The 25,801-nt window shown below is 46.2% G+C and carries 22 protein-coding genes and 3 tRNA genes; 5 read left to right on the forward strand and 20 right to left on the reverse strand.

Going from position 1 to position 25,801, the window contains the following annotated elements:
• Window positions 1–22 precede the first annotated feature (22 nt).
• The gene (locus tag CWI73_RS03970; RefSeq protein WP_126751648.1) at window positions 23–1,324 is read right to left on the reverse strand and encodes an amidohydrolase family protein; all 1,302 of its coding nucleotides are present in this window, start codon (window positions 1,322–1,324) and stop codon (window positions 23–25) included.
• On the reverse strand, window positions 1,324–4,410 hold the full coding sequence (locus CWI73_RS03975; RefSeq protein WP_126751649.1) for an amidohydrolase family protein: 3,087 nt from the start codon (window positions 4,408–4,410) through the stop codon (window positions 1,324–1,326). Before CWI73_RS03975 ends, CWI73_RS03970 begins: the two co-directional genes overlap by 1 nt.
• A gap of 139 nt (window positions 4,411–4,549) precedes the next feature.
• Here CWI73_RS03975 and CWI73_RS03980 point away from each other — a divergent pair, with 139 nt between their 5' ends.
• Complete coding sequence (locus CWI73_RS03980; protein ID WP_126751650.1) at window positions 4,550–5,014, forward strand: c-type cytochrome; 465 nt, start codon at window positions 4,550–4,552, stop codon at window positions 5,012–5,014.
• A 1-nt stretch (window position 5,015) separates the two neighbouring features.
• Here the strand turns inward: CWI73_RS03980 and CWI73_RS03985 are convergent, their stop codons facing one another.
• Window positions 5,016–5,660 (reverse strand): cytochrome b/b6 domain-containing protein, encoded by a 645-nt coding sequence (locus CWI73_RS03985; protein WP_126751651.1) that lies wholly within the window; start codon window positions 5,658–5,660, stop codon window positions 5,016–5,018.
• A gap of 78 nt (window positions 5,661–5,738) precedes the next feature.
• On the opposite strand from CWI73_RS03985, the gene CWI73_RS03990 reads away from it, so the two are divergent.
• Complete coding sequence (locus CWI73_RS03990; RefSeq protein ID WP_126751652.1) at window positions 5,739–6,101, forward strand: response regulator; 363 nt, start codon at window positions 5,739–5,741, stop codon at window positions 6,099–6,101.
• Here the strand turns inward: CWI73_RS03990 and tyrA are convergent.
• The 7 genes from tyrA to ffh all read right to left on the reverse strand — a co-directional run bounded on the left by tyrA (window position 6,098) and on the right by ffh (window position 11,364).
• Window positions 6,098–7,252, reverse strand: a complete 1,155-nt coding sequence (gene tyrA / locus CWI73_RS03995; RefSeq protein ID WP_126751653.1) for a bifunctional chorismate mutase/prephenate dehydrogenase — start codon at window positions 7,250–7,252, stop codon at window positions 6,098–6,100. The genes CWI73_RS03990 and tyrA overlap by 4 nt on opposite strands.
• 10 nt (window positions 7,253–7,262) lie before the next feature.
• The gene (locus tag CWI73_RS04000; protein ID WP_126751654.1) at window positions 7,263–7,856 is read right to left on the reverse strand and encodes a DNA-J related domain-containing protein; all 594 of its coding nucleotides are present in this window, start codon (window positions 7,854–7,856) and stop codon (window positions 7,263–7,265) included.
• 72 nt (window positions 7,857–7,928) lie between these two features.
• Window positions 7,929–8,288 carry a 50S ribosomal protein L19 gene (rplS, locus tag CWI73_RS04005; protein WP_088767835.1) on the reverse strand — a complete coding sequence of 120 codons (360 nt, stop codon included), beginning with the start codon at window positions 8,286–8,288 and terminating at the stop codon, window positions 7,929–7,931.
• Between the two features lie 35 nt (window positions 8,289–8,323).
• On the reverse strand, window positions 8,324–9,067 hold the full coding sequence (gene trmD, locus CWI73_RS04010) for a tRNA (guanosine(37)-N1)-methyltransferase TrmD (RefSeq protein WP_126751655.1): 744 nt from the start codon (window positions 9,065–9,067) through the stop codon (window positions 8,324–8,326).
• An 11-nt stretch (window positions 9,068–9,078) separates the two neighbouring features.
• Window positions 9,079–9,603: a ribosome maturation factor RimM gene (rimM, locus tag CWI73_RS04015; protein ID WP_126751790.1), complete on the reverse strand. Its 525-nt coding sequence runs from the start codon at window positions 9,601–9,603 to the stop codon at window positions 9,079–9,081.
• Between the two features lie 26 nt (window positions 9,604–9,629).
• The gene (rpsP, locus tag CWI73_RS04020) at window positions 9,630–9,878 is read right to left on the reverse strand and encodes a 30S ribosomal protein S16 (RefSeq protein ID WP_126751656.1); all 249 of its coding nucleotides are present in this window, start codon (window positions 9,876–9,878) and stop codon (window positions 9,630–9,632) included.
• Between the two features lie 121 nt (window positions 9,879–9,999).
• Window positions 10,000–11,364, reverse strand: coding sequence for a signal recognition particle protein (gene ffh, locus CWI73_RS04025; RefSeq protein WP_126751657.1), 1,365 nt, complete (start codon window positions 11,362–11,364; stop codon window positions 10,000–10,002).
• 161 nt (window positions 11,365–11,525) lie between these two features.
• On the opposite strand from ffh, the gene CWI73_RS04030 reads away from it, so the two are divergent.
• Complete coding sequence (locus CWI73_RS04030) at window positions 11,526–12,320, forward strand: cytochrome C assembly family protein (RefSeq protein WP_126751791.1); 795 nt, start codon at window positions 11,526–11,528, stop codon at window positions 12,318–12,320.
• Between the two features lie 68 nt (window positions 12,321–12,388).
• Window positions 12,389–13,687 carry an HlyC/CorC family transporter gene (locus CWI73_RS04035; protein WP_126751658.1) on the forward strand — a complete coding sequence of 433 codons (1,299 nt, stop codon included), beginning with the start codon at window positions 12,389–12,391 and terminating at the stop codon, window positions 13,685–13,687.
• On the opposite strand, the gene CWI73_RS04040 is transcribed toward CWI73_RS04035, so the two are convergent.
• Both CWI73_RS04040 and gshA read right to left on the reverse strand, forming a co-directional pair.
• Complete coding sequence (locus CWI73_RS04040; protein ID WP_126751659.1) at window positions 13,684–14,322, reverse strand: transglycosylase SLT domain-containing protein; 639 nt, start codon at window positions 14,320–14,322, stop codon at window positions 13,684–13,686. The two genes, CWI73_RS04035 and CWI73_RS04040, sit on opposite strands and share 4 nt — an antisense overlap.
• A gap of 133 nt (window positions 14,323–14,455) precedes the next feature.
• Window positions 14,456–16,057: a glutamate--cysteine ligase gene (gene gshA, locus CWI73_RS04045; RefSeq protein ID WP_126751660.1), complete on the reverse strand. Its 1,602-nt coding sequence runs from the start codon at window positions 16,055–16,057 to the stop codon at window positions 14,456–14,458.
• Window positions 16,058–16,224: 167 nt separating this feature from the next.
• On the opposite strand from gshA, the gene CWI73_RS04050 reads away from it, so the two are divergent.
• Window positions 16,225–18,828 (forward strand): response regulator, encoded by a 2,604-nt coding sequence (locus tag CWI73_RS04050; protein ID WP_126751661.1) that lies wholly within the window; start codon window positions 16,225–16,227, stop codon window positions 18,826–18,828.
• A 188-nt stretch (window positions 18,829–19,016) separates the two neighbouring features.
• Here the strand turns inward: CWI73_RS04050 and CWI73_RS04055 are convergent, their stop codons facing one another.
• From CWI73_RS04055 to alaS, 8 genes are all read right to left on the reverse strand, one after another.
• Window positions 19,017–20,144, reverse strand: a complete 1,128-nt coding sequence (locus CWI73_RS04055; protein WP_126751662.1) for a sodium ion-translocating decarboxylase subunit beta — start codon at window positions 20,142–20,144, stop codon at window positions 19,017–19,019.
• A 1-nt stretch (window position 20,145) separates the two neighbouring features.
• Window positions 20,146–21,945, reverse strand: coding sequence for a sodium-extruding oxaloacetate decarboxylase subunit alpha (gene oadA, locus CWI73_RS04060; protein WP_126751663.1), 1,800 nt, complete (start codon window positions 21,943–21,945; stop codon window positions 20,146–20,148).
• Complete coding sequence (locus tag CWI73_RS04065; protein ID WP_126751664.1) at window positions 21,942–22,205, reverse strand: oxaloacetate decarboxylase subunit gamma; 264 nt, start codon at window positions 22,203–22,205, stop codon at window positions 21,942–21,944. The genes oadA and CWI73_RS04065 overlap by 4 nt, the downstream gene beginning before the upstream one ends.
• Window positions 22,206–22,364: 159 nt before the next feature.
• Window positions 22,365–22,441, reverse strand: a tRNA-Arg gene (locus tag CWI73_RS04070).
• A 27-nt stretch (window positions 22,442–22,468) separates the two neighbouring features.
• Window positions 22,469–22,545: transfer RNA gene (locus CWI73_RS04075), tRNA-Arg, on the reverse strand.
• A gap of 19 nt (window positions 22,546–22,564) precedes the next feature.
• Window positions 22,565–22,657: transfer RNA gene (locus tag CWI73_RS04080), tRNA-Ser, on the reverse strand.
• Window positions 22,658–22,814: 157 nt separating this feature from the next.
• A complete protein-coding gene (csrA, locus tag CWI73_RS04085) occupies window positions 22,815–23,006 on the reverse strand; it encodes a carbon storage regulator CsrA (RefSeq protein ID WP_053952511.1) in 192 nt (63 codons plus the stop codon).
• Window positions 23,007–23,127: 121 nt separating this feature from the next.
• Window positions 23,128–25,728 (reverse strand): alanine--tRNA ligase, encoded by a 2,601-nt coding sequence (alaS, locus tag CWI73_RS04090; RefSeq protein ID WP_126751665.1) that lies wholly within the window; start codon window positions 25,726–25,728, stop codon window positions 23,128–23,130.
• Between the last annotated feature and the right edge of the window lie 73 nt (window positions 25,729–25,801).

Genomic DNA, 25,801 nt, shown 5'->3' on the forward strand with positions numbered 1-25,801 from the left:
TCTATTTAGCCGTTAACTCATTTTAATTAGCCGGCTTTTCCTGATACTTGTTGTAAAGCTCAGTATGACGGCTTTCTAAGCTCACATTGCGACCATCAATAAACATGTGCGTTAGGCTCTGTCCAATAGGGTCCAGCAAGTCCCCCTCTGAGACTATCAAGGAAGCGCTCTTGCCAACATCCAACGAGCCCAGCTTGTCTGCAACGCCCATAAACTTCGCAGGCTGAAGCGTAATAGCTTCCAGAGCTTTTTGCTGATCCAAGCCAAAGGCAACTGAATGTCCGGCCGCGAAAGGCAGGTTGCGAACATCCCAGTAGCCCGGATAAGAAATAGCAAAGTTAACACCAGCGTCGGCTAATTTAGCAGGGGTAGAGAAGTCTTGATCATAGCCTTCGTCGTTACGCCCCGGTAACCCGAAAGGTGAACCGAAAACGACTGGCACTTCAAGCTCGGCCAGTTTGTCAGCAATACGCCAAGCATCTCTTGCCCCCATAAGTACCAACTTAAAGCCATACTCACGACTCACATCAATGGCTTGCTCCATTTGGCGTTTGTCGTTGGCGTGCACATACAGAGTCTTGCTACCGTCAAACAGCCCGAGCATTGCTTCCCAGCGCTGATCCATATCGATGTCTCTGTCTGCTTTTTTCGCATCAAAGTAGGCTTTCGCATCAGCAAACACCTTCATCAACTCTTTACGAGCTTCTTCGTTAGCCTTGCGTTGCTCTTCCGGAGAGCGGCGCTCCCACCATGTGTTGATAACATAGGTTCGCGGCCAGCTCACATGCACACCCATTTCGCCAGAAACCAGTGCGTCTTGATAATTCCATCCATCAAGATGCATGAGCGACGACTGCCCCATGACCAATGAACCTTCCGGAACCACTTGCGCATGGGTAATGCCGTTATAGCGTACTGTCGGAATAATTTCTGAGTCCGCATTAAAAGCGATATGCCCAGCCACTTCCGGGTGTACCGGACCCACCTCGCGTGCGTCTCGCGTCGCTCTTACCGCTTCAATTTCGTTCAAACCCAAAGTGGTGTCCATCGCGATAACGCCCGGGTAAACATGCTTACCGGACACATCTATGACTTGCGCATTACCAGGAACCTCAAGGTCTTTTCCAATGGCTGTAATCTTGCCATCCTCGAATACCAAATCAGAGTCGGTCAAAACGCCATTGGTGACCGTGTGCAAGGTACCACCCTGCAACACAATGGGTTGTTGCTGTGCATCGCCAGGCACTTCGTCATGAGCAACGGCGGTCGATACGGTCACTGCACCAATCAGCGCAGCACTCAATGTGGATAGTAAAGTCTTCATTAGTGTTGTCCTCCATGCTGATGCGCTTGCGTAGTGAAGTGATCCAGCCAGAAGTCATGCTCGGTATCACAGTGCCAGGTCGGCTGTGCGTCTTTATAACCGTCGGTGTCGCCTTTCAGCGCTTCATCACCGGCTGCTAGGACTTTCTGAATGAGAGCATTCTTCTCTTGTTTTACCGCTTGCTGACGCTGTTTATCTTGTTCGCGGTCAAAGAACTTACGACCATTAATCCAGGTCTGCTCTGCTCGCGCGTAAGCGCTTAACGGGTAGTGACTCCAAAGCACAAAGTCAGCATGTTTGCCCTCTTCAATTGACCCAACGTACTTATCAACTTTTAATTGTTTAGCTGGGTTAATAGTGACCATTTTGAACGCTTCATGCGGGTCCATACCACAATAGCGAACCGACTTAGCCGCTTCGGTATTCAGACGGCGCTGCAGGTCATTACTGTCCGAGTTAATACTGGTCAACACACCTCTGTCATGCATTAAGCATGCGTTCTGAGGTATTGCGTCATACACTTCGAATTTGTACGCCCACCAGTCAGCGAACGTTGACCCGCTGGCACCGTGTTCCGCCATTTCGTCAGCGACTTTATAGCCTTCCAGAATATGTGTGAAAGTATCCAGCGTGAAACCATAGTCTTCAGCCACTTCCATCAGCATAAGAATTTCAGACGCGACGTACGAGTGCGCATGAACAAAACGGTCACTGTTTAGAATTTCGATTAACGTTTCTAAACGATAGTCCGGTCTTGGTGGTGCAACCCGGTTCTTCTCAGAACGGCTCATACGGTCATACGCTTGTTTACGCTGCTGGTATTCCAGCGCCGCCTGAAAGCCGTCACGAATAATAGTTTCAACGCCTAAGCGAGTCTGAGGGTAACGAACAGTCATGTTGTCGCCCCAGTTACTTTGCTTCACGTTTTCACCTAATGCGAACTTGATAGACTCAGGTGCCGCATCAAACTTCATAATATTGGCATCAGTCCCCCAGCGCAGTTTAATAACCTGCGCCTGACCGCCAACCGGGTTAGCGGAGCCGTGCAGTAACTGAGCCATTGTCGTACCACCCGCTAATGAGCGATAAATATGAATATCGTCCGGGTTTACAACATCACCGATACGAACTTCTGAGGTGATGGCTTCAGAGCCTTCGTTCACACCACCATCAATTGCGATGTGTGAGTGCTCATCAATGATACCTGGCGTTAAATGCATACCCGCCGCATCGATCACCGTCACACCTGACGGGGCACTCAAGTTTTTCCCAACTTCCGCAAATTCGCCATCTCTAACTAATACGTCGGTTTCTTCAAGAATACCGTCATCGCTGGCAGTCCAAACCGTCGCATTACGAATTAGTACATCTTGTCGCTCCGGCAGGCCATCTAGACCATAGGCAACGTTCGGGAAAGTGAGCTGGCTGACATATTCAACCTGATTGTTGCTATCGCTCTGAGCTTCTTCACCCGTTTTATTAGCGTCGCTAACTTCAGCTGTTAGTGCTTGTGACTCACCATCAGGAGAAACTGTTTCCAGTGTGAAGTTTTGTTGAGACGCAGGAGTCAGTTTAAAGCGCCATGTGCCAGCTGGCTGAACATCCATATCGGCCACAAAAGACACGGTATCTTCTGTGCGCTCCACATTACGAAGAGACTGAGTGTTATCACCAAGCGTCAGTGCGCCGCTTAACTTAGCGCCCGGCTTCAAAGTGAGTGCTACACTCTGGCCATTCCAGTCAATGGTGTAATTACCGGCAAAGTCAACCAACTCGCGAGAAACCAGCTCGTTCTCTTCACCTTGTAACCAAACTGACTGTATTTCACCGTCTTCAAAGATATCGCCTTTCACCATGACAAAGTCGGCCATATAGCCACTGGCTAAGCGTCCCACTTTGTCATCAACACCGGCAATTTTAGCGGCGGTTGTCGTTAATGCAGCAAGCGCCTTCTCTTTACTTAAACCGTGCTTTACGGCTTTACGCAGGTTTGGCCAGAAGTCGCCTGACTTCTCAAGCTCATTCAGGGTCAAGGCAAAATCAACGCCGGCATTCGCTAACATAGCCGGATTTGACGGAGCGCGCTCCCAATGGCGTAACTTAGCTAAATCAACATCAAGATGGGCATCAACACCACTGACATTAGGCGCTGCCGGGAAATTAAGAGGTAAAATTAAATCACTTCCCGTATTTTTTATTGAGTTCAGACGAGCGTACTCATAACCCGAGCCAACATACACACTGGGTACGTTAAACTGATCCAACACATCATCGGCGCGCAGCAAGGTTTTCTCATCAGAAACCTTGAACACAATGCCTTCAGATTCAATATTCTTAAGTGAATCCAACGCAGCATTAAACTCCGCCGGCTGATTATGTGACTGCTTACCGTAAGCATTTTCGTACCAGTTCGCGTCAGACAGGGTTTGTCTGACCAAAGCGATGCTACCCATCAAGGAAGACGGGTACTGCTGCTGCGAGGTTCCTTTGTCAAAAGAGCCAAAGTGTTTGGACTCGCTGCGATAAATAACATCGTTGGCAATTTTATCGGCCAGCGAAACTGTCGCTGCCTGCCCCTGAAAAATACCGTCTAGCTTGGCCGTCTGAACGCTGGTAAAACCTTCAGAAACCCACTTTTTGGCATCGTCAGAGTTGGTTTTAAAGACACTGTACCAGTCTTTTTCAGCGTGAATGGCGTCATTTGCCGCGTTTCCACCTTCACGTTCATTGTTATAAATAGGCTTGTCGGTATCGGCTTTCTCGTAAGTCACGTCAATACCATAGCTGGCATAAGGGTCGATAAAGCCCGGGTAAATAGTGTACCCAGTACCGTCAATAACACGCGCTCCGGCTGGTGCGCGGTTGCCACTTTCAACGCTTTTTACTTTACCATTTTCAATAACCAGCGTTGCGTTGGTAACGACTTCGCCAGGCTCGGTCACAACCGTGGCATTTTGAATGGCGGTTAAGCTGGGCGTGTTATCCCGCATACCATTCGTTCGAGAGGTTTGATCAGCGCTCGTCGGTAACGCCAGCACGGAGGTAACCGCTAACGCTGCCGCACTGAGCTTATGCATTGTCTTCATGAATGTGTTCCCCACTATAATGAGCTTTTCTTTTATTATTTCGTATACAAGTTAAAGCGTTTATCATGCTAGAAACAAGCACTAACCGATAAATCGTGTATTATTAACGGTAAGTGCACGATAAAAAGGAGAATATCCAATGAAAAAATCACTATCCGTACTTTTTACAGCGGTTGCTTTAGGTTTATCGACAAGTGCCGTAGCAGACGAGAATGCTTTTAACGACGGCGACAAAGCCGTTGAGTACCGTCAAAAAGCTCTGTCGGTGATGCAACAAAACTTTGCTGCTATGGCCGAAATGGTTAAAGGTGAAGTGGACTACGACGCGCAGGTTTTTGCAAACCGTGCAAATGATTTTGAGAAACTGGCTGGCATTCCCTGGAGTGGCTTCGCTGTCGAAGGTGCTATGCCCGGCGATAACAGCGATGCATTAACCGCAATTTGGGACAACTGGGAAGACTTTCAGCAGCGTTCTAATGACTTACAACAATACGCTTCAAAGCTTGCCAGCGCCGCAGAGTCGGGTTCAATGGATAACATTAAACCCGTATTTATGGACACAGCGCAAACCTGCAAAGGTTGCCACGACGAATACAAAGACTGATTTAAAGCAGTAACATAAACAGCAGCCACACAGCTATCGCCAGTAGCAAACCTTGCCACCCGGGCTTTAATTGCGGCGCCGGTTGTGTGGTCTTTTTGTATCCGTGAACCATGGCACCTATTAGCTTCACCCCTTTCAGGCGATACATAAGCACAGCAACTACATGCAGCCCAATAACAATTAAAATCGCATCAAATTGAGTTTTGTGCCAGTCAGTCAGGAGCTCTTGCGCGTCAGAAGAAACCCAGCTTGCTAATGGCCCCGAAAATAAAATTCCGTCACTAGAAAACAAGCCGGTCACCGCCTGAGCAATTAACAGACCCAACATAACAATAACCGCCCATCCGCCGGCTGCGCTGTGCGTTGTTTCCGACTGGTACTGGCCTCTAAAAAGCTTTTTCAAATGATAAGGGATTTGCAAAGGGGAGCGAACGAATGTTTTAAAACGTGCGTTACTACTACCAAAGACACCCCAGGCAATACGCATGACTAACAGTGATAAAATGGCGATACCAAAGTCTTTGTGCAAATCCATACGGCCGTTATCGGCTGTCCACCACAAGCCGACAACCAACAGAATAATCAGTAAATGGAAAAGGCGTACAAAACTGTCCCAGACTTTTACAGAATTTTCTTTCTGAATCATCGTGTTAACTCCAAAACACTAGGAAAAATCGGTACCAGGTGCTAGGGTATAGTTAATTCAATGAAAAAGGTAGTAGGCATGACGAAAGTTTTAATTGCTGACGATGACTTTATCAGTCTGGAAGTCTTAAAGGCGATGCTCGGTCAATACGATGTCGAAGTTCTTACCGCAACAACCGGTGAGGAAGCGCTGACTCAAGCCAAAGCAATGCCTAACCTGATTTTCCTCGATTATGAAATGCCCGATATGTCTGGCGCTGAGGTTTGTAAAACGCTGCGCGGCGAGCCTGAATTTGAAAATACACCGATTATTGCGATTACCAGCCACCAAAGCGCCAGCGAAATGACAGCCTGTCGGGAGGCCGGCATGGACGCAACCTTACACAAGCCTGTATCTCCAGAGGCTTTGGACGAACTGTTTAAAGAGTATCTGAAGTCTTAACGATCTTTAAAGCGTTGGTCATCAGCCAGCTGGACTAAGGCTTCACTCTCTTTCATAAACTGCTGGGAGAAGTCCCCAAAATAGCTCTGAGCTTCTGCATATAACGCAATAAGCTCTTGTTTATTGCCTTTCTTAAGAGTTTCCAGCAACTCCGAAAATAAGTCAAGATAACGGCTGATAGACTCTGTGCGTTCACCATGAGACAACATAATGTCAGCGTATAGCTCCGGGTTTTGTGCGAATAGACGACCAACCATCATGAGCTCCATACGATAAATAGGTGAGCTAACATTTAATAGGTTATCAATATCGACATTTTCTCTGGCCATATGCAGACCGTACACAAAAGTACTTAAATGCCTAAAGGCTTGAACCCAGCCCATTGCTTCATCGTGTGAGTCAGCGTCGGTTTGATAAAGGTGTGCTCCCCAGTTTGACAGCTGCTCTATCAGCCACTCGTATTTATCCGGATCCCGTCCTGGCGTCACCACAATAAGCTGCTTGGCAAATGTTTTAATGGTAGGGCCAAACATTGGATGCAGCCCCACCACCGGTCCTTTGTGGACGCTCATCATTGCGTTAAGAGGACCCGATTTAGTACTGGTAACGTCAGCTAAAACACAATCGCTTGAAAGTTCCGGAAGTGCGTTTATCACTGCCTCAGTATTGTTAATAGGAACGCTAATAAGAACTAACTGTAAGCTTTTAAGAGTATCGGCACTTGGCCAGGCATCGCCTTTATCGATAATAATGATGTCATAACCGGTTTGTTGAAAAAACTCCGCAAATTTAGCCCCTAATGCGCCTCTGCCACCAACAATCATGACCGGCCTTTGCGGTGCATTCGATGTCTGGCTGGCCTGCCCTGTTTGAGTTTGGTAAGAGTTGCGAATAACCCGGCGTAAGATATCTTCCACAAAGTTTTCTGAAACCCCAAGGTCTCTCGCCTTTTGCTTTCGAGCCTGTATCATTTTATTTTCGCGCTCAGGCACATAGAGCGGCTGCCGCAATGCCTTTTTAACATCACCGACTTCGGCGGTTAGTGCCTCGCGCTTTGCCAGTAAGCGGATGAGTTCTTCGTCGGTGCTGTCTATCGACTGTCTCAGCTCGTCTAATTTTTGTTGCGGTTTTTGTTGCGGTGTTTTATTCATGAATATCGCTTTAATTAAGGCTGACTAAAATAGCGCGGTACGCTTTTTGAACATTTTGCATCTTGGCAACACTACCGCCTTTATCGGGATGGTATTTGTGTACCAGGCGACGATACTGCTTTTTCACTTGTTTTTCAGTCAACGGCGGTATTAATTCCATCACTTCACAAGCTTCGTCGGTCGGCATAAGTTGCTTAGTAGAAAAATCTTGCCCCATTCTTTCCCAGAAGTCATTAAGCATTGACTCAACATCGGTTTCTGAGGTACTGCTTAATTGACTCAAATCTAAATAATACTCTGCCAGAGAGTCATTTTCGGCTAGTGTTTCTTCACCCTGGCGCCAGGGCTGACATTCTATATTCAGCGTATGAATGAATAACTCATACTTCTTTTGCAAGCGCCAACGCTCACGTAGTTTGTATAAACTGTGGAATAAAATGAAGTGGGTTTGAAATAAGTTCAGCGGGTCGCGCAGCGCCGCCTTATCAAAAAATTGATACGGTTCGGCTTGCAAAGCTTCAATGAGTTGATGCTCTGTCCAGTGATGCTGGGAGTCCAAACATTCAGCCAAAATTTGGATAAGTATTTCAATGTCTTCTTCCATAACAATTAGACTAACAAAAAACCCAGCACAAGGCTGGGTTTTTCTTTGCTATTTCGCTTTTTAATCGCGTTCTTAAGAAAGCTTCTCGCGAATACGTGCAGACTTACCTGAACGCTCACGCAAGTAGTAAAGTTTCGCGCGACGAACTGCACCGCGACGCTTAACTTTAATGCTATCTACCAATGGGCTGTGCGTTTGGAAAGTACGCTCAACACCTTCACCATTCGATACTTTACGTACCGTAAATGCAGAGTGAAGACCACGGTTACGAACACGGATAACAACACCTTCGAACGCCTGCAGACGTTCACGGTTGCCTTCCTTAACTTTTACATTTACAACAACAGTGTCACCTGGTGCAAACTCAGGTAAATCTTTCTTCATTTGCTCTTCTTCAAGAGCCTTAATGATATTTTGGCTAACTTTTGCCATTTTTATATCTCCTATCCTAGATAAACTGTCCGCTGTTAGCTGGATGACCGTTGTTCGATAAATTCGCTCAACAAGGCTTCCTGCTCGTCAGTCAGAGCTAGGTCTTCAATTAACTCCGGACGTTGCAGCCATGTTCGCCCTAAGGACTGCTGCAACCGCCAGCGACGTATTTTTTCATGGTTACCGCTCAATAATACTGAGGGAACCTGCTGCTCGTTATAAACTTCCGGTCTCGTATAATGCGGGCAATCCAGTAATCCGTTCGCAAAAGAATCTTCTTCTGCTGAGTCCTGGTGGCCCAATACGCCAGGCACTAACCGTGAAACTGCATCAATAAGCACCATAGCTGGTAACTCACCACCGCTTAACACGTAGTCCCCAATTGACCATTGCGCATCGACATATTTTTCAATAACGCGCTCGTCAATGCCTTCATAACGGCCAGCAATTAGTATCATTCGATCATTGCCAGAGAGCGACTGCACTCCTTTATGATCCAACTTTCGCCCCTGAGGTGACAGATAAATTACTGGGGTGTCCTGACCAAGGTCGCTTTTAGCTGCTTCAATAGCATCAACCAGCGGTTGTACCATCATCAGCATGCCAGGTCCTCCACCGTAAGGTCTATCGTCGACCGTGCGATGGCGATCGTGAGTGAAATCGCGAGGATTCCAGACACTCACCTCAAGCAAACCTTCCTTTATGGCCCTGCCGGTAACACCGAAACCGGTAACCGCAGAAAACATTTCAGGAAATAAGCTAATAACACCAATTTTCAATGGGACTTCCATTAGAAGTCAGATGGCCAGTCAACCTGAATACGTTTCTCTTCCCGGTTTATATCGGTGATATATTCACTTTGAATAAACGGAATGAGACGCTCAGATTTTCCAAACGCATCGTTGCTATTCGCTTTCACCACCAACACATCATTCGATGCAGTTGGCATTATCTGTTCAACCACCCCCATGTCATAGCCTTGAAGGTTCACTACTTGCAGACCAATTAAGTCATGCCAGTAGAACTCGTCGTCGGCTAATTCAGGCAGCTCATCCGCAGTAATGCAGATATCCGCTCCGGTCAGGCGAGCAGCTTGATCACGGTCGGACACACCTTCCAGTCGAGCAATCAGTCCCTTATTGTGGCGACGCCACTCAGCGACTTCGATAGTTTGCTCACCTTTTTGTTTGAGCAGCCAAGGGCTGTATTCAAATATTGACTCAGGATCTTCCGTGAATGATTGCACTTTCAGCCAACCCTTGACGCCATATACCGCACCTAAACGACCTATAACGATATGTTCTGACTGAGACATCATTAACTATCCTGAACAATTAATGCTTACGCCGCAGCGCTTGCATCTTTAACTAATTTAGCAACGCGCTCAGATAATTGTGCGCCTTTGCCTACCCAGTGCTCAATGCGGTCAACATCAACACGAAGTTTCTCTTCCTGACCACGAGCTAGTGGGTTAAAAAATCCTACTTTCTCGATGAAACGACCGTCGCGTGAGCGGCGACTGTCAGCAACTACCATTTGGTAGAAAGGGCGCTTTTTCGCACCGCCACGTTGTAAACGAATGGTTACCATTGCGTTCCTCAATATAACTGTTGTTTAAATGTAAAAAAAATAGCAAAGCCCTCCGACTGAGTCGGAAGGCTCGGCAATTCTACTGATTTTTCGTTGAAATGCAAGCTTGACGCGCTTTTTCCTAACGGCCTGGAAACATTCCAGGAGGGAGTTTGCCGCCCATGCCACGCATCATTTTTTGAAGGCCGCCGCCTTTCATTTTTTTCATCATTTTTTGCATCTGCATAAACTGCTTCAGCAACTTATTCACGTCCTGCACTTGTGTACCTGAACCCGTTGCTATACGGCGTTTACGAGAACCTTTAATGACATCCGGGTGGCGTCGTTCCTGAGGGGTCATTGAATTAATGATCGCTTCCATACGGACGGTCATCTTATCATCCATCTGACCTTTAATTTGATCGGTCATTTTTCCCATGCCTGGCATTTTATCCATCAGCCCCATCATGCCGCCCATTTCACGCATTTGCACAAGTTGGTCACGGAAGTCCTCCAATGAGAACTGGCCTTTTTTCATGACTTTCTTGGCAACTTTCGCGGCTTTTTCTTTGTCGACTTTTTGTTCGACTTCTTCTATCAGTGACAGTACGTCACCCATACCAAGAATACGTGACGCGACACGGTCTGGATGGAAGGCTTCCAGGGCATCGGTTTTCTCGCCAACACCGAGGAATTTAATAGGCTTACCGGTAATATGACGAATTGACAAGGCCGCACCACCGCGTGCATCACCGTCGGTTTTCGTCAAAATAACACCGGTTAACGGCAAGGCGTCGCTGAATGCTTTAGCTGTGTTTGCCGCATCCTGACCGGTCATAGCATCAACAACAAACAGCGTTTCAATAGGATTAATGCTTGAATGCAGCTGTTGAATTTCGGTCATCATATCTTCGTCAACGGCAAGGCGACCGGCAGTATCCACGAGGACGACATCAACAAATTGCTTACGCGCTGCAGCTATGGCTGCATTTGCAATATCCACCGGTTTTTGTTCAGTGGACGATGGGAAAAACTCGACACCAACCTGCTCAGCAATAGTTTCCAACTGCTTAATGGCCGCAGGACGATAAACGTCGGCACTGACCACCATTACTTTCTTTTTCTGGCGCTCTGTCAGGAACTTAGCAAGTTTACCAACACTGGTGGTTTTACCCGCACCTTGCAACCCCGCCATTAAGATAACAGCTGGTGGCTGTGTATTCAGTTGCAACGGGGCATTAGCCTCGCCCATGGCCGCTTCTAATTCTGACTGGACGATTTTGACAAACACCTGACCTGGTGTCAGGCTTTTATTGACCTCTGTACCAACTGCTCGCTCTTTGACTTTAGCAATAAAGTCTTTAACCACGGGCAACGCAACATCGGCCTCAAGTAACGCCATACGCACTTCGCGTAACGTTTCCTTTATATTATCTTCTGTTAGCCGACCCCGGCCACCGATAGAACGCATGGTCTGCGATAAGCGTTCTGATAGATTCTCAAACATATCGGTCGTCTCTTTTAATTCTGGAATTCTGGCGTAGAAAGTTAATGGGGGCAGTATATCTGAATTGCAAGAAAGTTTCGCCCCCGAAGTATTGGGTTTACCCGTTTGACAACGTATACTCAACATCAAGAACAACAAACATCAGGGAACGTGAGCGCGTGATGCTCTTTATATTGCTGCTAATTAGTGTCGTAGGTTATACGGCAAGTGCTTTCATTATTTTACAGACGGTATTTAATGGCAAAGCGCATAAACCAGCGTTACAGATTATTCCCGCAGGCATTGCCATTATTGCGCATGGCTGGCTTATCGTTCAACAGCTCGCCCTCGATGACTTCGACCACATTAATTTATCGTCAAGCCTGAGTATTGTTGCCCTGTTTGTAACTATTACTTCATTTGTTCGATTCCAGCGTTTTAATAATCTTTTTCTGAAGCCGGTCATTTATCTGTTTTCAGCATTAACCTGCGTTTTGCTAGTCTTCACTCCGGTTCACCTGGGAGCCGACATTAGCTCGAAACACGCGCTGTTTATTCATATTGCTCTGTCATTAATTGCGTACGGCATTCTGGCTTTAGCAACTTTATACGCAATACAAACCAGTTATCTAAGCCGCATTTTAAAGCAGCGCAAAAATCATTCGCTACTCAGCAAACTGCCACCACTAATGACTATTGAAACAAACTTCTTTAACTTGTTGGCGTTAGGAACCATTGCTCTATTTGTCGCTTTAGGCAGTGGCTTTTTGTTTCTGGAAGACATGTTTGCTCAGAACCAGGCTCATAAAACTATTTTAACCAGTCTGGCGGCAGTTATTTATCTAATAGCACTTATTCTTCATCGAGTCTCTGGCTTGCGCGGACGCATTATCGTATTACTGACGCTTATAGCCAGCACACTTCTGACACTTGGGTATTTTGGTAGCCGTTTTGTTAAAGACTTCCTTTTGGGCTAATCAACCCTTGACTTCATGGCTCAGCATTCTAAATTGTCACATTCTAAGTTAACGTAAGGAAATAACCGTTGGACGAGATATCGACGAGCTTGTTGCTCGTTATTTTAGCCGTACTGATATTTTTATCCGCTTACTTTTCAGGCTCTGAAACCGGGATGATGTCGATTAACCGATATCGCCTAAGACATCTGGTGCAAAGCAATCACCGTGGAGCTAAGCGTGTCCAGCATTTATTAGACCGCCCTGACAGACTTATCGGCCTTATTCTCATTGGCAACAACCTGGTCAACATTGGCGCGTCAGCAATAGCCACCATCATTTGTTTACGTTGGTTCGGTGACGCCGGTATTGTCATAGCAACCTTCGGGTTAACCTTAATCATTTTGATTTTTTCGGAAGTCACCCCAAAAACCATCGCGGCTTTGCATCCAGAGCGGTTTTCCTTTCCAAGCTCATTGATTCTCTTACCTTTGCTCAAAGTCATGTACCCTGTTGTTATTGGCATCAATGCAATTACTAACACTTTTATGCGCATTCTGGGCGTCAACCCCAAACAGTCGCAAATGGCCGATGCGTTGAGTTCGGAAGAATTACGAACAGTGGTTAACGAAGCCGGCAATTTAATTCCGTCGTCTCACCAGGAAATGCTGGTCAGCATACTCGACTTAGAAAAAGTGACTGTCGAAGATGTCATGATTCCGCGAAATGAAATTATCGGTATTGATATTAACGACGAGTGGAAGTCCATCGTTAAGCAGCTGTCTAACGGTCAGCACACTCGAGTTTTGTTGTACCGCAACGAAATTGATGACGTTGTCGGTTTCCTGCATGCTCGAGATGTCATGCGGTTAATGACAAAGAATCAGTTTAATGCCGATAAGTCCATTTTGGTCAGGGCAGCGCGAGATATTTATTTTATTCCCGAAGGTACTCCACTCAATGTCCAGCTATTAAAGTTTCAGCGCAGTAAAGAGCGTATAGGGCTGGTAGTCGATGAGTACGGTGACATTCAGGGGCTAGTAACACTGGAAGACATACTGGAAGAAATTGTTGGAGACTTCACGACAACAATGGCGCCAGCGCCGAGTGAATCGGTTACTCAGGAAAGTGATGGCGTGTATGTCGTTGACGGCTCTGCCAACCTACGCGAACTGAATAAAGAAATGGACTGGGACTTCCCGATTGACGGCCCTAAGACGCTTAGCGGACTTATAATAGAACAATTCGGAGATATTCCTGACTCACGTTTATGCTTACGCCTTGGTGGTTACCCGGTAGAACTGGTAGAAGTCGGAGATACGATGATAAAACAAGCTCGGGTTCTGCCGGCACTTTATAAAGCACCGACAGAAACCAACAACGACTAACCAAAGAAGAGGCGCCACAACCACCCTTTTTGTAAGTCCTCTTCACAGGTTTTCAATTGCGTCGCGTAAGTTAACGAGCGGCGCTTAACAATTTTTGACACACGCACTAGCCACGGCTTTTTCAGGTAGGTTTTACGTTGGTAGCCTCCCCACCCTTCGTGGTAATTCAGATACTGTCCGTAAGCATCCCATTTAGATACTCCGTTAACTTGATAGGTTTTATAAATAAACCAACCCATAAAATCGATAGCATCTTCGAATGAAGAGCGACTCGCCCAGCTGTTTCCGGTCTCACGCTGGTAGTCTTCCCAAGTCATGGTTTTGGCCTGCGAATAGCCATACGCAGAGCTGACTCTTCCCCAGGGGATAAAACCTAATAAATAGTCTCTTGGCGGCAGCGCATCGTGTTTAAAGGAGCTTTCCTGATACATCATCGCCATGGGGACATGAATGGGCACACCCCAGCGTTCACGTGCGTCTTCCGCCGCATCGTACCAGTCACGGTGCTCTTCAAAAATTGCGCAAATATTTTCAGGGTTCTCAGGTGGAGGTGTGGCACAACCACTTAACAAAACAGCGAAAGCTGCCGCTGATAAAGTCGTTCGGTTTATTGGTTTAAAAAAAATAGTTTTCATTGAACTTTCTTCAAATAGGCCACTCTGAGTATATGAACACATTGAGAGTTAACGTATTTGTTCATCCCCTGAACGTTTTATTTGACGCAGCCAACATTGGCTGCGTTTTTTTATGCATTCGAGCCTAGCGCAGTTACCCAGGCTGTTTTGCGTTTTCAAAATAATTAACTAAAAACGTATCGAAATCGACAATATTGTCTTGGTCATAACGATCATTAAACGCTTTTTCGGACGTCTGTGCCCACTCGCTAAAGTCACTTTCACTGTAAACCTCTAACGGAGAGTCCGTCATTTCCTGCTTGTACTTTTTAGCCAACAGCATACCGATACGGCTGTTGTCCCAGTTCTCCGACTGCAACTGATGCATAATTTGCCCGGACAATGTGCGCTCTGGATTCAATACCCATTCATACAAGTCCGCCAAGTCATTTTGATAATCCTTTGTATCGGCTGAATTGTCCAGCGTCTTCGCTAGTACAGAAAGGTCGGCAAACAACTCTTCCAGCCAGTCGGCCATAAGCCGATCAATACCGTTTTGCGCCAAGCTTAAACGCGGGTTACGCCCTTCCATAACAACTTTGGTAAAGTTTTTATCCGCTTGCTGCTGCTGTTCCCAGGTCATTTCTTCACTCGGCTGCAACAAACAGTACAACAATAACAAATCGAGAAAGCGCATTTGCTGAGCGGTAATACCAACATCACTGTATGGGTTAACATCGAGTGCGCGTATTTCAATATACTCAACCCCACCACGCTCGAGTGCCTGGCTAGGAGTTTCACCATCCTGAGCAATCTGCTTAGGGCGAATCGGTGAGTAAAATTCGTTCTCAATTTGCAGAATATTATCGTTGAGTTGACGGTAGTCGTCGTCGACTTTTACACCAATTTTCGAAAACTGCTGCGATTGTGTGGTTATAGCCTTGCGCAAACCCGCGACATACTCTTCCAGGGAGTTATAAGTGATTTTTAATGTGGCCTGCTCTTTATTGGTATAGCCCAAATCGCTCATACGCAACGACGTTCCATATGGCAAAAACACCGTCCCTTTTCCAACAGTGTCAAAATCCCACTTTTTCAGTAGTTCTTCATTATTTGTTTGTGTAAAAAACGACTTGCAAAGTGCCGGCGAGGCGCCAAAAAGGTAAGGAATGACCCAGGCAATACGTTTAAAGTTGCGAATTAACCCAAAGTACCTCTTACTGCGATAAGCACTATCGTTCACTTCACCGTCCACCTGCGCTAACTGTTCCCACATGTCATCAGACACAGAGAAGTTGTAGTGCACACCAGCAATCACCTGCATCGTCGCCCCATAGCGATAGGTCAGGCCACGACGGTAAAGGCTTTTCATCCGTCCAGAATGAGAGTCACCGTATTTCGCTATACGAATATCTTTGTCTGATCCCAAATAGCACGGCATACTCATTGGCCACAGCAACTCTTCACCGATAGCGTTATAAGTGACTCGGTGAATATCTCTTAGCTGCTTTAAGGTTGTATTGATATCAGTCGCAACAGGCGTAATAAACTCTAAAAGGTTCTCAGAGTAATCTGTCGTGATAGTCGGGTGAGTCAACGTCCGGCCCAGCTCTTTCGGGTGGTCGGTTGTTGCCAAAGTACCATTTTCATTTATTCGCAAGGCCTCGCGCTCAATACCGCGTTTTATTCCCTGCCAAACACCTGGCTTATCACTTTGCTTAAGCGTTTCTACAACTGATTGAAATGTGGCTTGCAAAAGACTACTCCATTGACCAAAACGGATTATTTTCTGCTGCTAAGCTTACTGGTAATTACTTTAAACGTCCATGATAGAGGCACTAATTTTCCTGATATTGCTTGGCGATTCGCTGCCAACATGGCAGACTAACGCACGTATACAACCTCTTTCGGTTATGGACTACCATGAGCTCATTCTGGACGTTTTTACAGCTAATTTTCGTTGTTCTGCAGGTATCGAGCCTCGTGCTTTACGCCCTGCTCCCCTCTCCATGGAGCGACACAGTTCTGGTCGCAATGATAACGTTCAGCTTAATTATTGGTATTGTCATTTGGTGGTGGTCGCGCCGCAACGCTTTAACGGCCCCATTCCGTCAACCCTTTTTATCGTCTGACTCAATGCAACTTTTTGAGCAGGTGTTTAATGACCTACCAACGCGAGTTTACTGGCGCGATTCAGAATTAAATTTACTTGGTGGTAATGAAGCCTTCGCCAAAGATTTAGGTATTGCACCGGAAGAAGTAACCGGAAAATCTGATAATGATATCCCGGTGCTCGCTAACAACCTTATTTTAAGAGAGAAAGATCAAAAAACCTTTACGGAGCAAAAGCCGTCGACAAACGACGAAATAGAACTGTCTCTTGCACAAGGCAATCGTTGGGTTGAACACTCCAGTGTCCCCCTGCACGATGACGACGGCAATATTATTGGTATTTTAGGCAGCTATTACGACATTTCCGGCATTAAGTCAGTTGCCGAGGAGATGGAGAAAGCAAAAGAAACCGCAGAAAATGCTAACCGCTCGAAGGGCGAGTTTCTCGCTAATATGAGTCACGAAATTCGGACGCCAATTAATGCCATTGTTGGTATGGCTAACCTGTGCCTCAAAACAGAGTTAAACCAGAAGCAAAAACGCTACATAAAAGTTATCGACTCATCTTCACAGGCGTTATTAGGTGTTATTAATGATATTCTCGACTTTTCAAAAATTGATGCAGGAAAGCTTACCGTTGAAAAAATTCCGTTTGATTTACAGGATGTTCTGACGTCATTAGCGGACATGTTTGCGTATCGCGCTTACGACAAAGATCTCGAGTTTATTATTAATTTGCCGGCTAATATCCCCACCAAATTAATTGGTGACCCGCTTCGGTTAAATCAGGTTCTTGTTAACTTAATTAGTAACGCCATCAAATTCACTGAAGACGGCGAAATTAATGTTGCGGTGAACTTATTAGACAGCTCTGATGAAGACGTTCTACTGCGTATCTCCGTTACTGATACCGGCATTGGTATGGACGAAGAACAGCGTGCAAACCTCTTTAAGGAATTTACCCAAGCTGATACCTCAACCACACGCAAGTACGGAGGCACCGGCTTAGGGCTCGCAATATCTCGTCGGTTAATTCTATTAATGGGCGGAGACATTGGGGTGACCAGCGCAGTAGGTCAAGGTTCGACTTTTTACATCGAGATAAAGCTACCCGTTCAACGTGATCAAGACAATAGTCATCACGAGTACCTACTGAAGCATTTAACCGGCAAACGTATTTTAGCGGTCGATGACAATTTAAGTACCCGTGAAATGCTTTATGAAATGCTGCGAAGCTATCAAGTTGATGTCAAAGTATGTCGCACAGCTGAGCAAGCGCTTAAAGTGTTTGATGAGTCGGTTAAGGAAGGGAATCCATACAAATTAATACTGGTCGACTGGCGATTACCGGGAATGGACGGGTTAGCCTTATGTGAGAAAATAACGCAGACCTACGAGGCTGATGTTCGACCTAAGCTTACCCTCGCGACAGGTTACTACGCAGAAGAGCTGTCAGAAAAAGCCAAACGGGCTGGCGTAAACGATATTCTGTCCAAGCCATTTACCGCTTCAACACTCGGGCGAAGTTTAACTTCGACACTTCTGCATCGCGACATTGACGAGGAAATGCGCTCTGAAACAGTTGAAGGTGTCCCAGATAGCATCAGTGGCGCACCTATTCTGGTAGTCGAAGATAATGAAATAAACCAACAAGTTGCCCGGGAAATATTAAGCAGCCATAAGTTTCAAGTCGATATTGCCGAAAACGGACAACTAGCCGTTGATGCTGTGCGCGAGAAAAAATATGCAATAGTGTTGATGGACATTCAAATGCCAGTAATGGATGGGCTTAAAGCTGCACAGCAAATTCGTACTGAGTTTACTTATCAACAGCTACCTATTCTTGCTATGACGGCCAATGCAATGAGTGGCGACGAAGAGCGCTCGCTGGCGGCCGGCATGCAAGGTCATATACCTAAGCCCATTGACGAAAGAGTATTACTCAAGGCTATTTCTAAATGGGCCGTACCTGGCGATTACTCAGGCGATGATACCAATAATAACGAATCGGCGGGAGCGCAACTCGAGTCTTCAGAGAAAGCGCCAATAAAAATCCCCCAGGTGAAAGGTATCGACTTCGAGTCTGCACTTGGGCGTCTGCAATACAATGTTGAATTATACCTGAAACTGGTAGAACAGCTTTACGAAAGCTATCAAGGTAGCGCGACCAAAGTTTCTGACTTTATTACTCGCGGTCAGCATGATAGCGCAAAGCGTTACTTTCATTCATTAAAAGGTGCTGCGGCTAACTTAGGCTTTACGCAACTTAAAAATAAAGCCGCTGATTTAGAGTCTTTTATGGCAGAAGGCGAAATTGATAAGGTTGCCGACCAAATTACTGAACTTGAAAAGCGGTTGCGTTTTGCTCACCAAGCAGCGCAGGATTTAGAAACCATTCAGCAGCATCAACCATAAAGGCCAATTATGATCCGTTATTTCTTCTTAATACCTCTGCTGCTAAGCTTACTTTGGCTGCTTTACCTTAAAACCAATGGCTGGACAATTAAGCAAGGTTATAAAGGATTCGTTTATATTGCGGTTATAAGTGCTGTCATCGCCGCTTTTTACACGGCGATGATGTTTATTACGGGCCGGTAGCCGGATTAAACCAGAGCTAGCAGGACACCAGCAGCAACTGCTGAGCCCAACACCCCGGCAACATTTGGCCCCATTGCGTGCATCAACAGGAAATTCTGCTGGTTAGACTCTAACCCTACTTTATTAACTACTCGCGCCGCCATAGGAACGGCCGAAACGCCTGCGGCGCCAATAAGCGGATTGATGGGATCTTTACTAAATTTAGCCATTAATTTAGCCATGAGAACACCGCTTGCCGTACCAATCGCAAACGCAATTGCTCCCAGAAGCAAAATCCCTAGAGTTTGGAAGCTTAAAAACTGATCAGCCTGAAGTTTGGAACCTACCGCAAGACCAAGGAAAATGGTAACAATGTTAATAAGCTCGTTTTGAGTCGTTTTGGTTAAACGCTCAACGACCCCAGACTCACGCATTAGGTTACCTAAGCAAAACATGCCAACCAACGGCGTTGCCGACGGTAAAAACAGTAGCGTTAAGGTAATAGCAATAAGCGGAAAAAACAGCTTTTCACGACGCGCTACAGGTCGCAGCTGCTCCATTTTAACCTGACGTTCTTTTTCTGTTGTAAGCAGCTTCATAATTGGCGGCTGAATAATCGGTACCAAAGCCATGTAGGAATAAGCTGCAACAGCAATTGCCCCAAGTAAGTCCGGTGCTAACTTTGATGCCAAAAATATTGCTGTTGGTCCATCTGCGCCGCCAATAATGGAAATGGCAGCCGCATCTGACATTGAAAACTCAATACCCGGCACAATGTTCAAGGCAATAGCACCAAACAAAGTCGCGAAAATACCAAATTGCGCAGCACCACCTAAGAACAACATTTTCGGGTTAGCTAATAGCGGACCAAAGTCAGTTAATGCACCGACCCCCATAAAAATAAGTAACGGAAATACACCTGTGTCTATACCCACAGAGTACACGTAATACAGCACACCGCCCGGCTCGGTAAAGCCGGCCAGGGGAATATTAGCCAGTATCGCGCCAAAACCTATAGGTAAAAGCAATAGTGGTTCAAACTTTTTCGCAATAGCTAAGTACAACAATAACCCGCCGACCAGTATCATACTAAACTGACCTAACGTCATTGCGGAAATACCGGTGGTTTCCCACAAAGTCATTAACTTATCCATGTTAGCCCACCGTTACTAAGCTATCGCCAACTGTTACCGCATCGCCTTCTTTTACATGAATAGCATTGACGGTACCGTCACTTTCCGCCTTGATATCGGTTTCCATTTTCATGGCTTCCATAACCAAAACAACATCTCCGGCTTTAACCTGGCTGCCTTCTTTTGCAACGACTTTGAAAATATTCCCTGCTAATGGCGCTTTAATTGTTGTTCCTTCACCATTACTGGCTGGTTTAGATGCCTGCTGATCGTTACTTGAGCTTTGTGCTTGGACTGAATCAATTTGACCAGAAGGCCCCACTTTCACACTGAACTTCTGACCGTCAACTTCCACGTCATAAAGCTCAACACCACCGCTGGACGGTGCCGCAGCAGACTCTTTTCCTGACGTCTGACCCGAGCTTTCGCTTGGCTCTTCAGGCGCTGGTTCAAAGGCGTCCGGATTGTCTCTATTTTTCAGGAATTTCAAACCAATTTGCGGAAATAGAGCATAAGTCAGAACATCATCTTCCACGTTGTCAGCCAGACGAATATCCTGCTCCTTAGCTGTCTTCTTCAACTCATCGGTAAGAGCATCCATTTCATCATCGATTAAGTCAGCCGGACGACAGGTAATTGGCTCTGCGCCATCGAGCACGCGCTTTTGCAACTCTTTATTCACTTCTGCAGCAGTCGCCCCGTACTCACCTTTAAGAACTGCCGCTGTTTCTTTAGAAATATTGGCATAACGTTCACCGCTTAATACATTAAGCACCGCTTGTGTCCCGACAATTTGAGAGGTAGGCGTTACCAGTGGAATAAAGCCTAGGTCTTCCCGAACCTTTGGAATTTCTTCCAGCACTTCATCAAACTTATCGATAGCGCCCTGCTCTTTTAGCTGGTTTTCCATGTTCGTCAGCATACCGCCAGGCACCTGAGCTAACAGAATTCTGGCATCCACGCCTTTCAGCGAGCCCTCGAACTGAGCATACTTCTTACGAACGTCGCGGAAGTATGAAGCAATTTCCGCTAAATCAGGTAAAGACAACCCGGTATCTCTGTCGGTACCTTCCGTCATCGCAACCAAAGTTTCTGTTGGCGAGTGACCATAGGTCATACTCATCGAAGAAATCGCTGTATCGAGCATATCAATGCCCGCATCAATTGCTTTTTGGTAGGTTGCGACACTTAGGCCTGTGGTTGCGTGGCACTGCATAGAAATAGGTAAGTCGGTCTTTTCTTTAAGTGCACTGACTAATTCATAAGCGTCATTCGGACGCAACAGGCCAGCCATGTCTTTAATAAATAATGAGTCACAACCCAAGTCTTCAAGTTCTTGCGCCATCTCGACCCATTTATCCAGTGTATGTACCGGACTTACGGTGTATGACAAGGTTCCCTGAGCGTGCCCTTCAACATCTTTAGCCGCCTTTATTGCAGTTTTTAAGTTGCGAACGTCGTTCATAGCATCAAAAATACGGAATACATCCACACCATTTTCTTTTGCTCGTTCGACAAAACGGCGAACAACGTCATCGGCGTAATGACGGTAGCCCAACAAATTCTGTCCTCGCAACAGCATTTGCTGACGGGTATTTGGCATTGCCTTGCTTAACTCTCTAATGCGCTCCCATGGATCTTCGCCCAGATAACGAATACAAGAGTCAAAAGTGGCGCCACCCCAGGACTCCATGGACCAATAGCCGACTTTGTCCAGCTTTTCGGCAATAGGTAACATATCGTCTAAGCGCATTCTGGTCGCTAGTAAAGACTGATGAGCATCTCTTAAAACAAGCTCAGTTAACAACAAAGGCTTACTCATTTAGACATCTCCTTATTTTCTGCGGCCGAATGGCTCTGGCGGTACTGGTGCACAGCAGCAGTTATTGCTGCAATCTCTTTTGGGGACGTCCCGGCGAGAACGTCAGAACGGGTTTGACTGAGTGCCTCTGGTGCTGGAGTCGGTGTCGGTATTAACCGTTTCATAACGGCCATACACACAACCAATATGCACAAAAAGACAATGACAGCGCCCATACCAACGAGCATAAGCTGTGCTGCCTGGGTAAGTAATTCTTGCAAAAAACACCTCGGAACGACTGCAAATTGTTATAAATTTATTAAATACTATGGTAGCAAGTGGCGCAAGAATTTGCAGCGTCAAATAGTCGGTATTCAACAGCTAAATAAGAGAGCTATCAGAATAAATAGAAAAAGCGGGATATAAGTGAAAACAAAAAATGGCGCGCCCGAGAGGAGTCGAACCTCTAACCGCCTGGTTCGTAGCCAGGTACTCTATCCAGTTGAGCTACGGGCGCATTGCCTGAAGTGTTTTGAAGTGAAAATGGCGCGCCCGAGAGGAGTCGAACCTCTAACCGCCTGGTTCGTAGCCAGGTACTCTATCCAGTTGAGCTACGGGCGCAAATTTTTCACTTAACGAATGGCGGAGAGGGAGGGATTCGAACCCTCGATAGGGCTACAAACCCTATACTCCCTTAGCAGGGGAGCGCCTTCAGCCACTCGGCCACCTCTCCAAATCGTTGTGGCGTGAATTCTAGCGATGTTGGCAATAATGTCAATTGGTTTTTTCAAAACAATGGTTCAAGTGTGGGATAATTAACCATCTCGTTGGATTTTTCCACAAATTACGCATTACGCATAAAAAAACCGGCGAATGCCGGTTTTTTCTAACTATTCTTTCTCATCATGCTCATCGTCTTTTTCAGATTGGATACGCATGTAAATTTCTTCTCGATGGACGGAAACATCCTTCGGGGCATTTACACCAATACGTACTTGGTTCCCTTTTACGCCAAGGACAGTGACCGAAACATCATCACCTATCATCAGTGTTTCACCTACACGGCGAGTCAAAATTAGCATAAATTGCTCCTTCAATACTGTCCCGATGTTACCGCAACAATCGAACATTTCCCTAAACGTGATGTAAGCAGTCTACCAATAATGGTTGTGATTACACTATAACGAAACTCATAAATTCAAGTTACGATAGCTGCTGCTCTAACCAAGTTGTTGCCGTAGCCAAGGCTTCATTTAAATGTTCTGGCAGTGAGCCCCCGGCTTGCGCCATATCGGGACGACCACCACCCTTGCCGCCAACGACATTAGCGGCTTGGTTGACTAAATCTCCTGCTTTGACTTTAGCGGTTAAATCGCCGGTAACCCCAGCGATTAAACTCACTTTAGAGCCATTGGCAGTTCCAAGTAATACGACACCTGAGCCAATTTGGTTCTTCAAATCATCAACTAATTCTCGCAGTGATTTAGGATCAGCTTGGTCTAACTCAGCAATAATAGCTTTAACGCCTGCAATTTCAGCCGCTTGCGAAACTAAACCGCCCCCCGCTTGAGACGCCAGTTTTTTCTGAAGCTGCTCATTTTGACGCTCTAGCTCACGCTGCTTCTGCAGCACCTGCTGAATCTTCTCAATTAAATTATCAGGTTTCGCTTTAATCTCGGCCGCAACCTGATTAAGCATAGCTTGCTGGCCTTGTGTATAGCGAATAGCCGCTTCACCGGTAACCACTTCAATACGGCGCACGCCCGAGGCAATGCCACTTTCAGAAGTAATACGGAATAAACCAATGTCACCGGTTGAACGAACGTGAGTACCGCCGCATAACTCCATCGAAAAGTCACCCATGCGTACCACACGGACCTGCTCGTCATACTTTTCACCAAATAACGCCATTGCGCCAGCAGCTTTTGCTTCTTCAATGTCCATTAGTTGTGTTTCAAGCGACAAGTTCGCTCGAATCTGCGCATTCACTTCGCGCTCAATTTGAGCTATTTGTTCAGCGGAAACAGGCTCAAAGTGTGAAAAGTCAAAACGCATTTTGTCCGCTTCCACCAGCGAGCCTTTCTGAGTAACGTGATCACCTAACAAATTACGTAATGCAGCGTGCACCAGGTGTGTCGCAGAGTGATTCCGTTTAATATTTTCCCGGCGTTCAGCATCAATCTCAGCTTTCACTGAATCATTTAGCTGAATAGTCGCCGACGCCTTACCATGATGCCCAATAGCTTTACCAATATATTGAGTATCGGTGACCTCAAAGACGCCGCTATTCGCTACTAATTTACCGGTATCACCCGTTTGGCCGCCGCTTTCTGCGTAAAAAGGAGTTTCGGACAAGACAATAATGCCGCTTTCACCCGCTTCTAAACGTTCAACCGCTTTACCTTCCTTGAAAAGCTCTACGACTTTAGCGTCACCATTGACCTGCTCGTAACCAGTAAATGCCGTTTTCTGCTCTGACTTAATTTGTTCGTTATAGTCCATACCGAACTGAGAGGCTTGTTGAGCTCGCTTGCGCTGTTCAGCCATCGCTTTTTCAAAACCTGGTTCATCAACCGTTAGCTCTTGTTCACGAGCAATATCTGCCGTTAAATCAACCGGAAAGCCATAGGTATCATAAAGCTTAAAGACAACATCACCAGGAATAACAGTGCCATCAAGCCGCTTGATTTCATCGGAGAGAATTGCCAGGCCTCGTTCAAGCGTACGCGCAAATTGCTGTTCTTCACGCTCTAACGCATCTTTTATAATCGACCGTTTTTCTACCAGTTCCGGATACGCTTCACCCATCTGGTTAACAAGTTCATCAACCAGCTGGAAGAAAAATGTTTCTTTAGCACCCAGTAAGTGACCATGTCGTACCGCACGGCGGATAATACGGCGCAACACATAGCCGCGCCCTTCATTCGATGGCATTACGCCATCAGCAATTAAGAAAGAGCATGAACGGATATGATCAGCAATAACACGTAATGACTTATTGTTAAGGTCGTCAGTGCCAATGATTTTAGCCGCTGACTGAATCAGTGCCTGGAATAAGTCTATCTCGTAGTTACTGTGGACATTCTGCATGATGGCCGAAATACGCTCTAACCCCATGCCTGTATCTATTGAAGGGTTTGGCAATGGCTCAAGCGTACCGTCAGCCTGACGGTTGTACTGCATGAAAACCAAATTCCAAATTTCAATATAACGGTCACCATCTTCTTCCGGTGTGCCCGGAGGACCGCCCCACACTTCAGGGCCATGGTCGTAGAACACTTCTGAGCATGGCCCACAAGGCCCTGTATCACCCATCGACCAGAAATTATCTTTCTCGCCAATACGTGAAATACGATCTTCCGGGAAACCAATGTCTTTTGCCCAGATATCGTAAGCTTCATCGTCTTCCGTAAAGACAGTCACCCACAGCTTTTCGGCCGGTAATCTCAATTCATTGGTGAGAAAGTCCCACGCATATTCAATAGCTTGCTTTTTAAAGTAGTCACCAAAGCTGAAGTTACCCATCATTTCAAAAAATGTATGGTGTCTAGCCGTATACCCCACGTTTTCCAGGTCATTATGCTTACCACCAGCTCGCAGACAACGCTGAGCAGAAGTTGCCTTGTCGTAGCGACGTTTATCGCTTCCCAAAAAAACATCTTTAAATGGCACCATACCGGCATTAGTAAATAATAACGTTGGATCATTACCCGGTATCATCGATGCTGAAGGCACTCTTTCGTGTCCTCGTTTCGCAAAATAACTGAGAAATGTTTCACGAATTTGGGCACTGTTCATGCTCATAGTTTGTCCTACTTTTAGTTTGTCTAGTTTGTCCTGCTTGCTTTGCCAAAAGCCTATGGGTGTAATTGCTTAT

The organism is Idiomarina piscisalsi, assembly GCF_003987095.1.
GTDB lineage: Bacteria > Pseudomonadota > Gammaproteobacteria > Enterobacterales > Alteromonadaceae > Idiomarina > Idiomarina piscisalsi.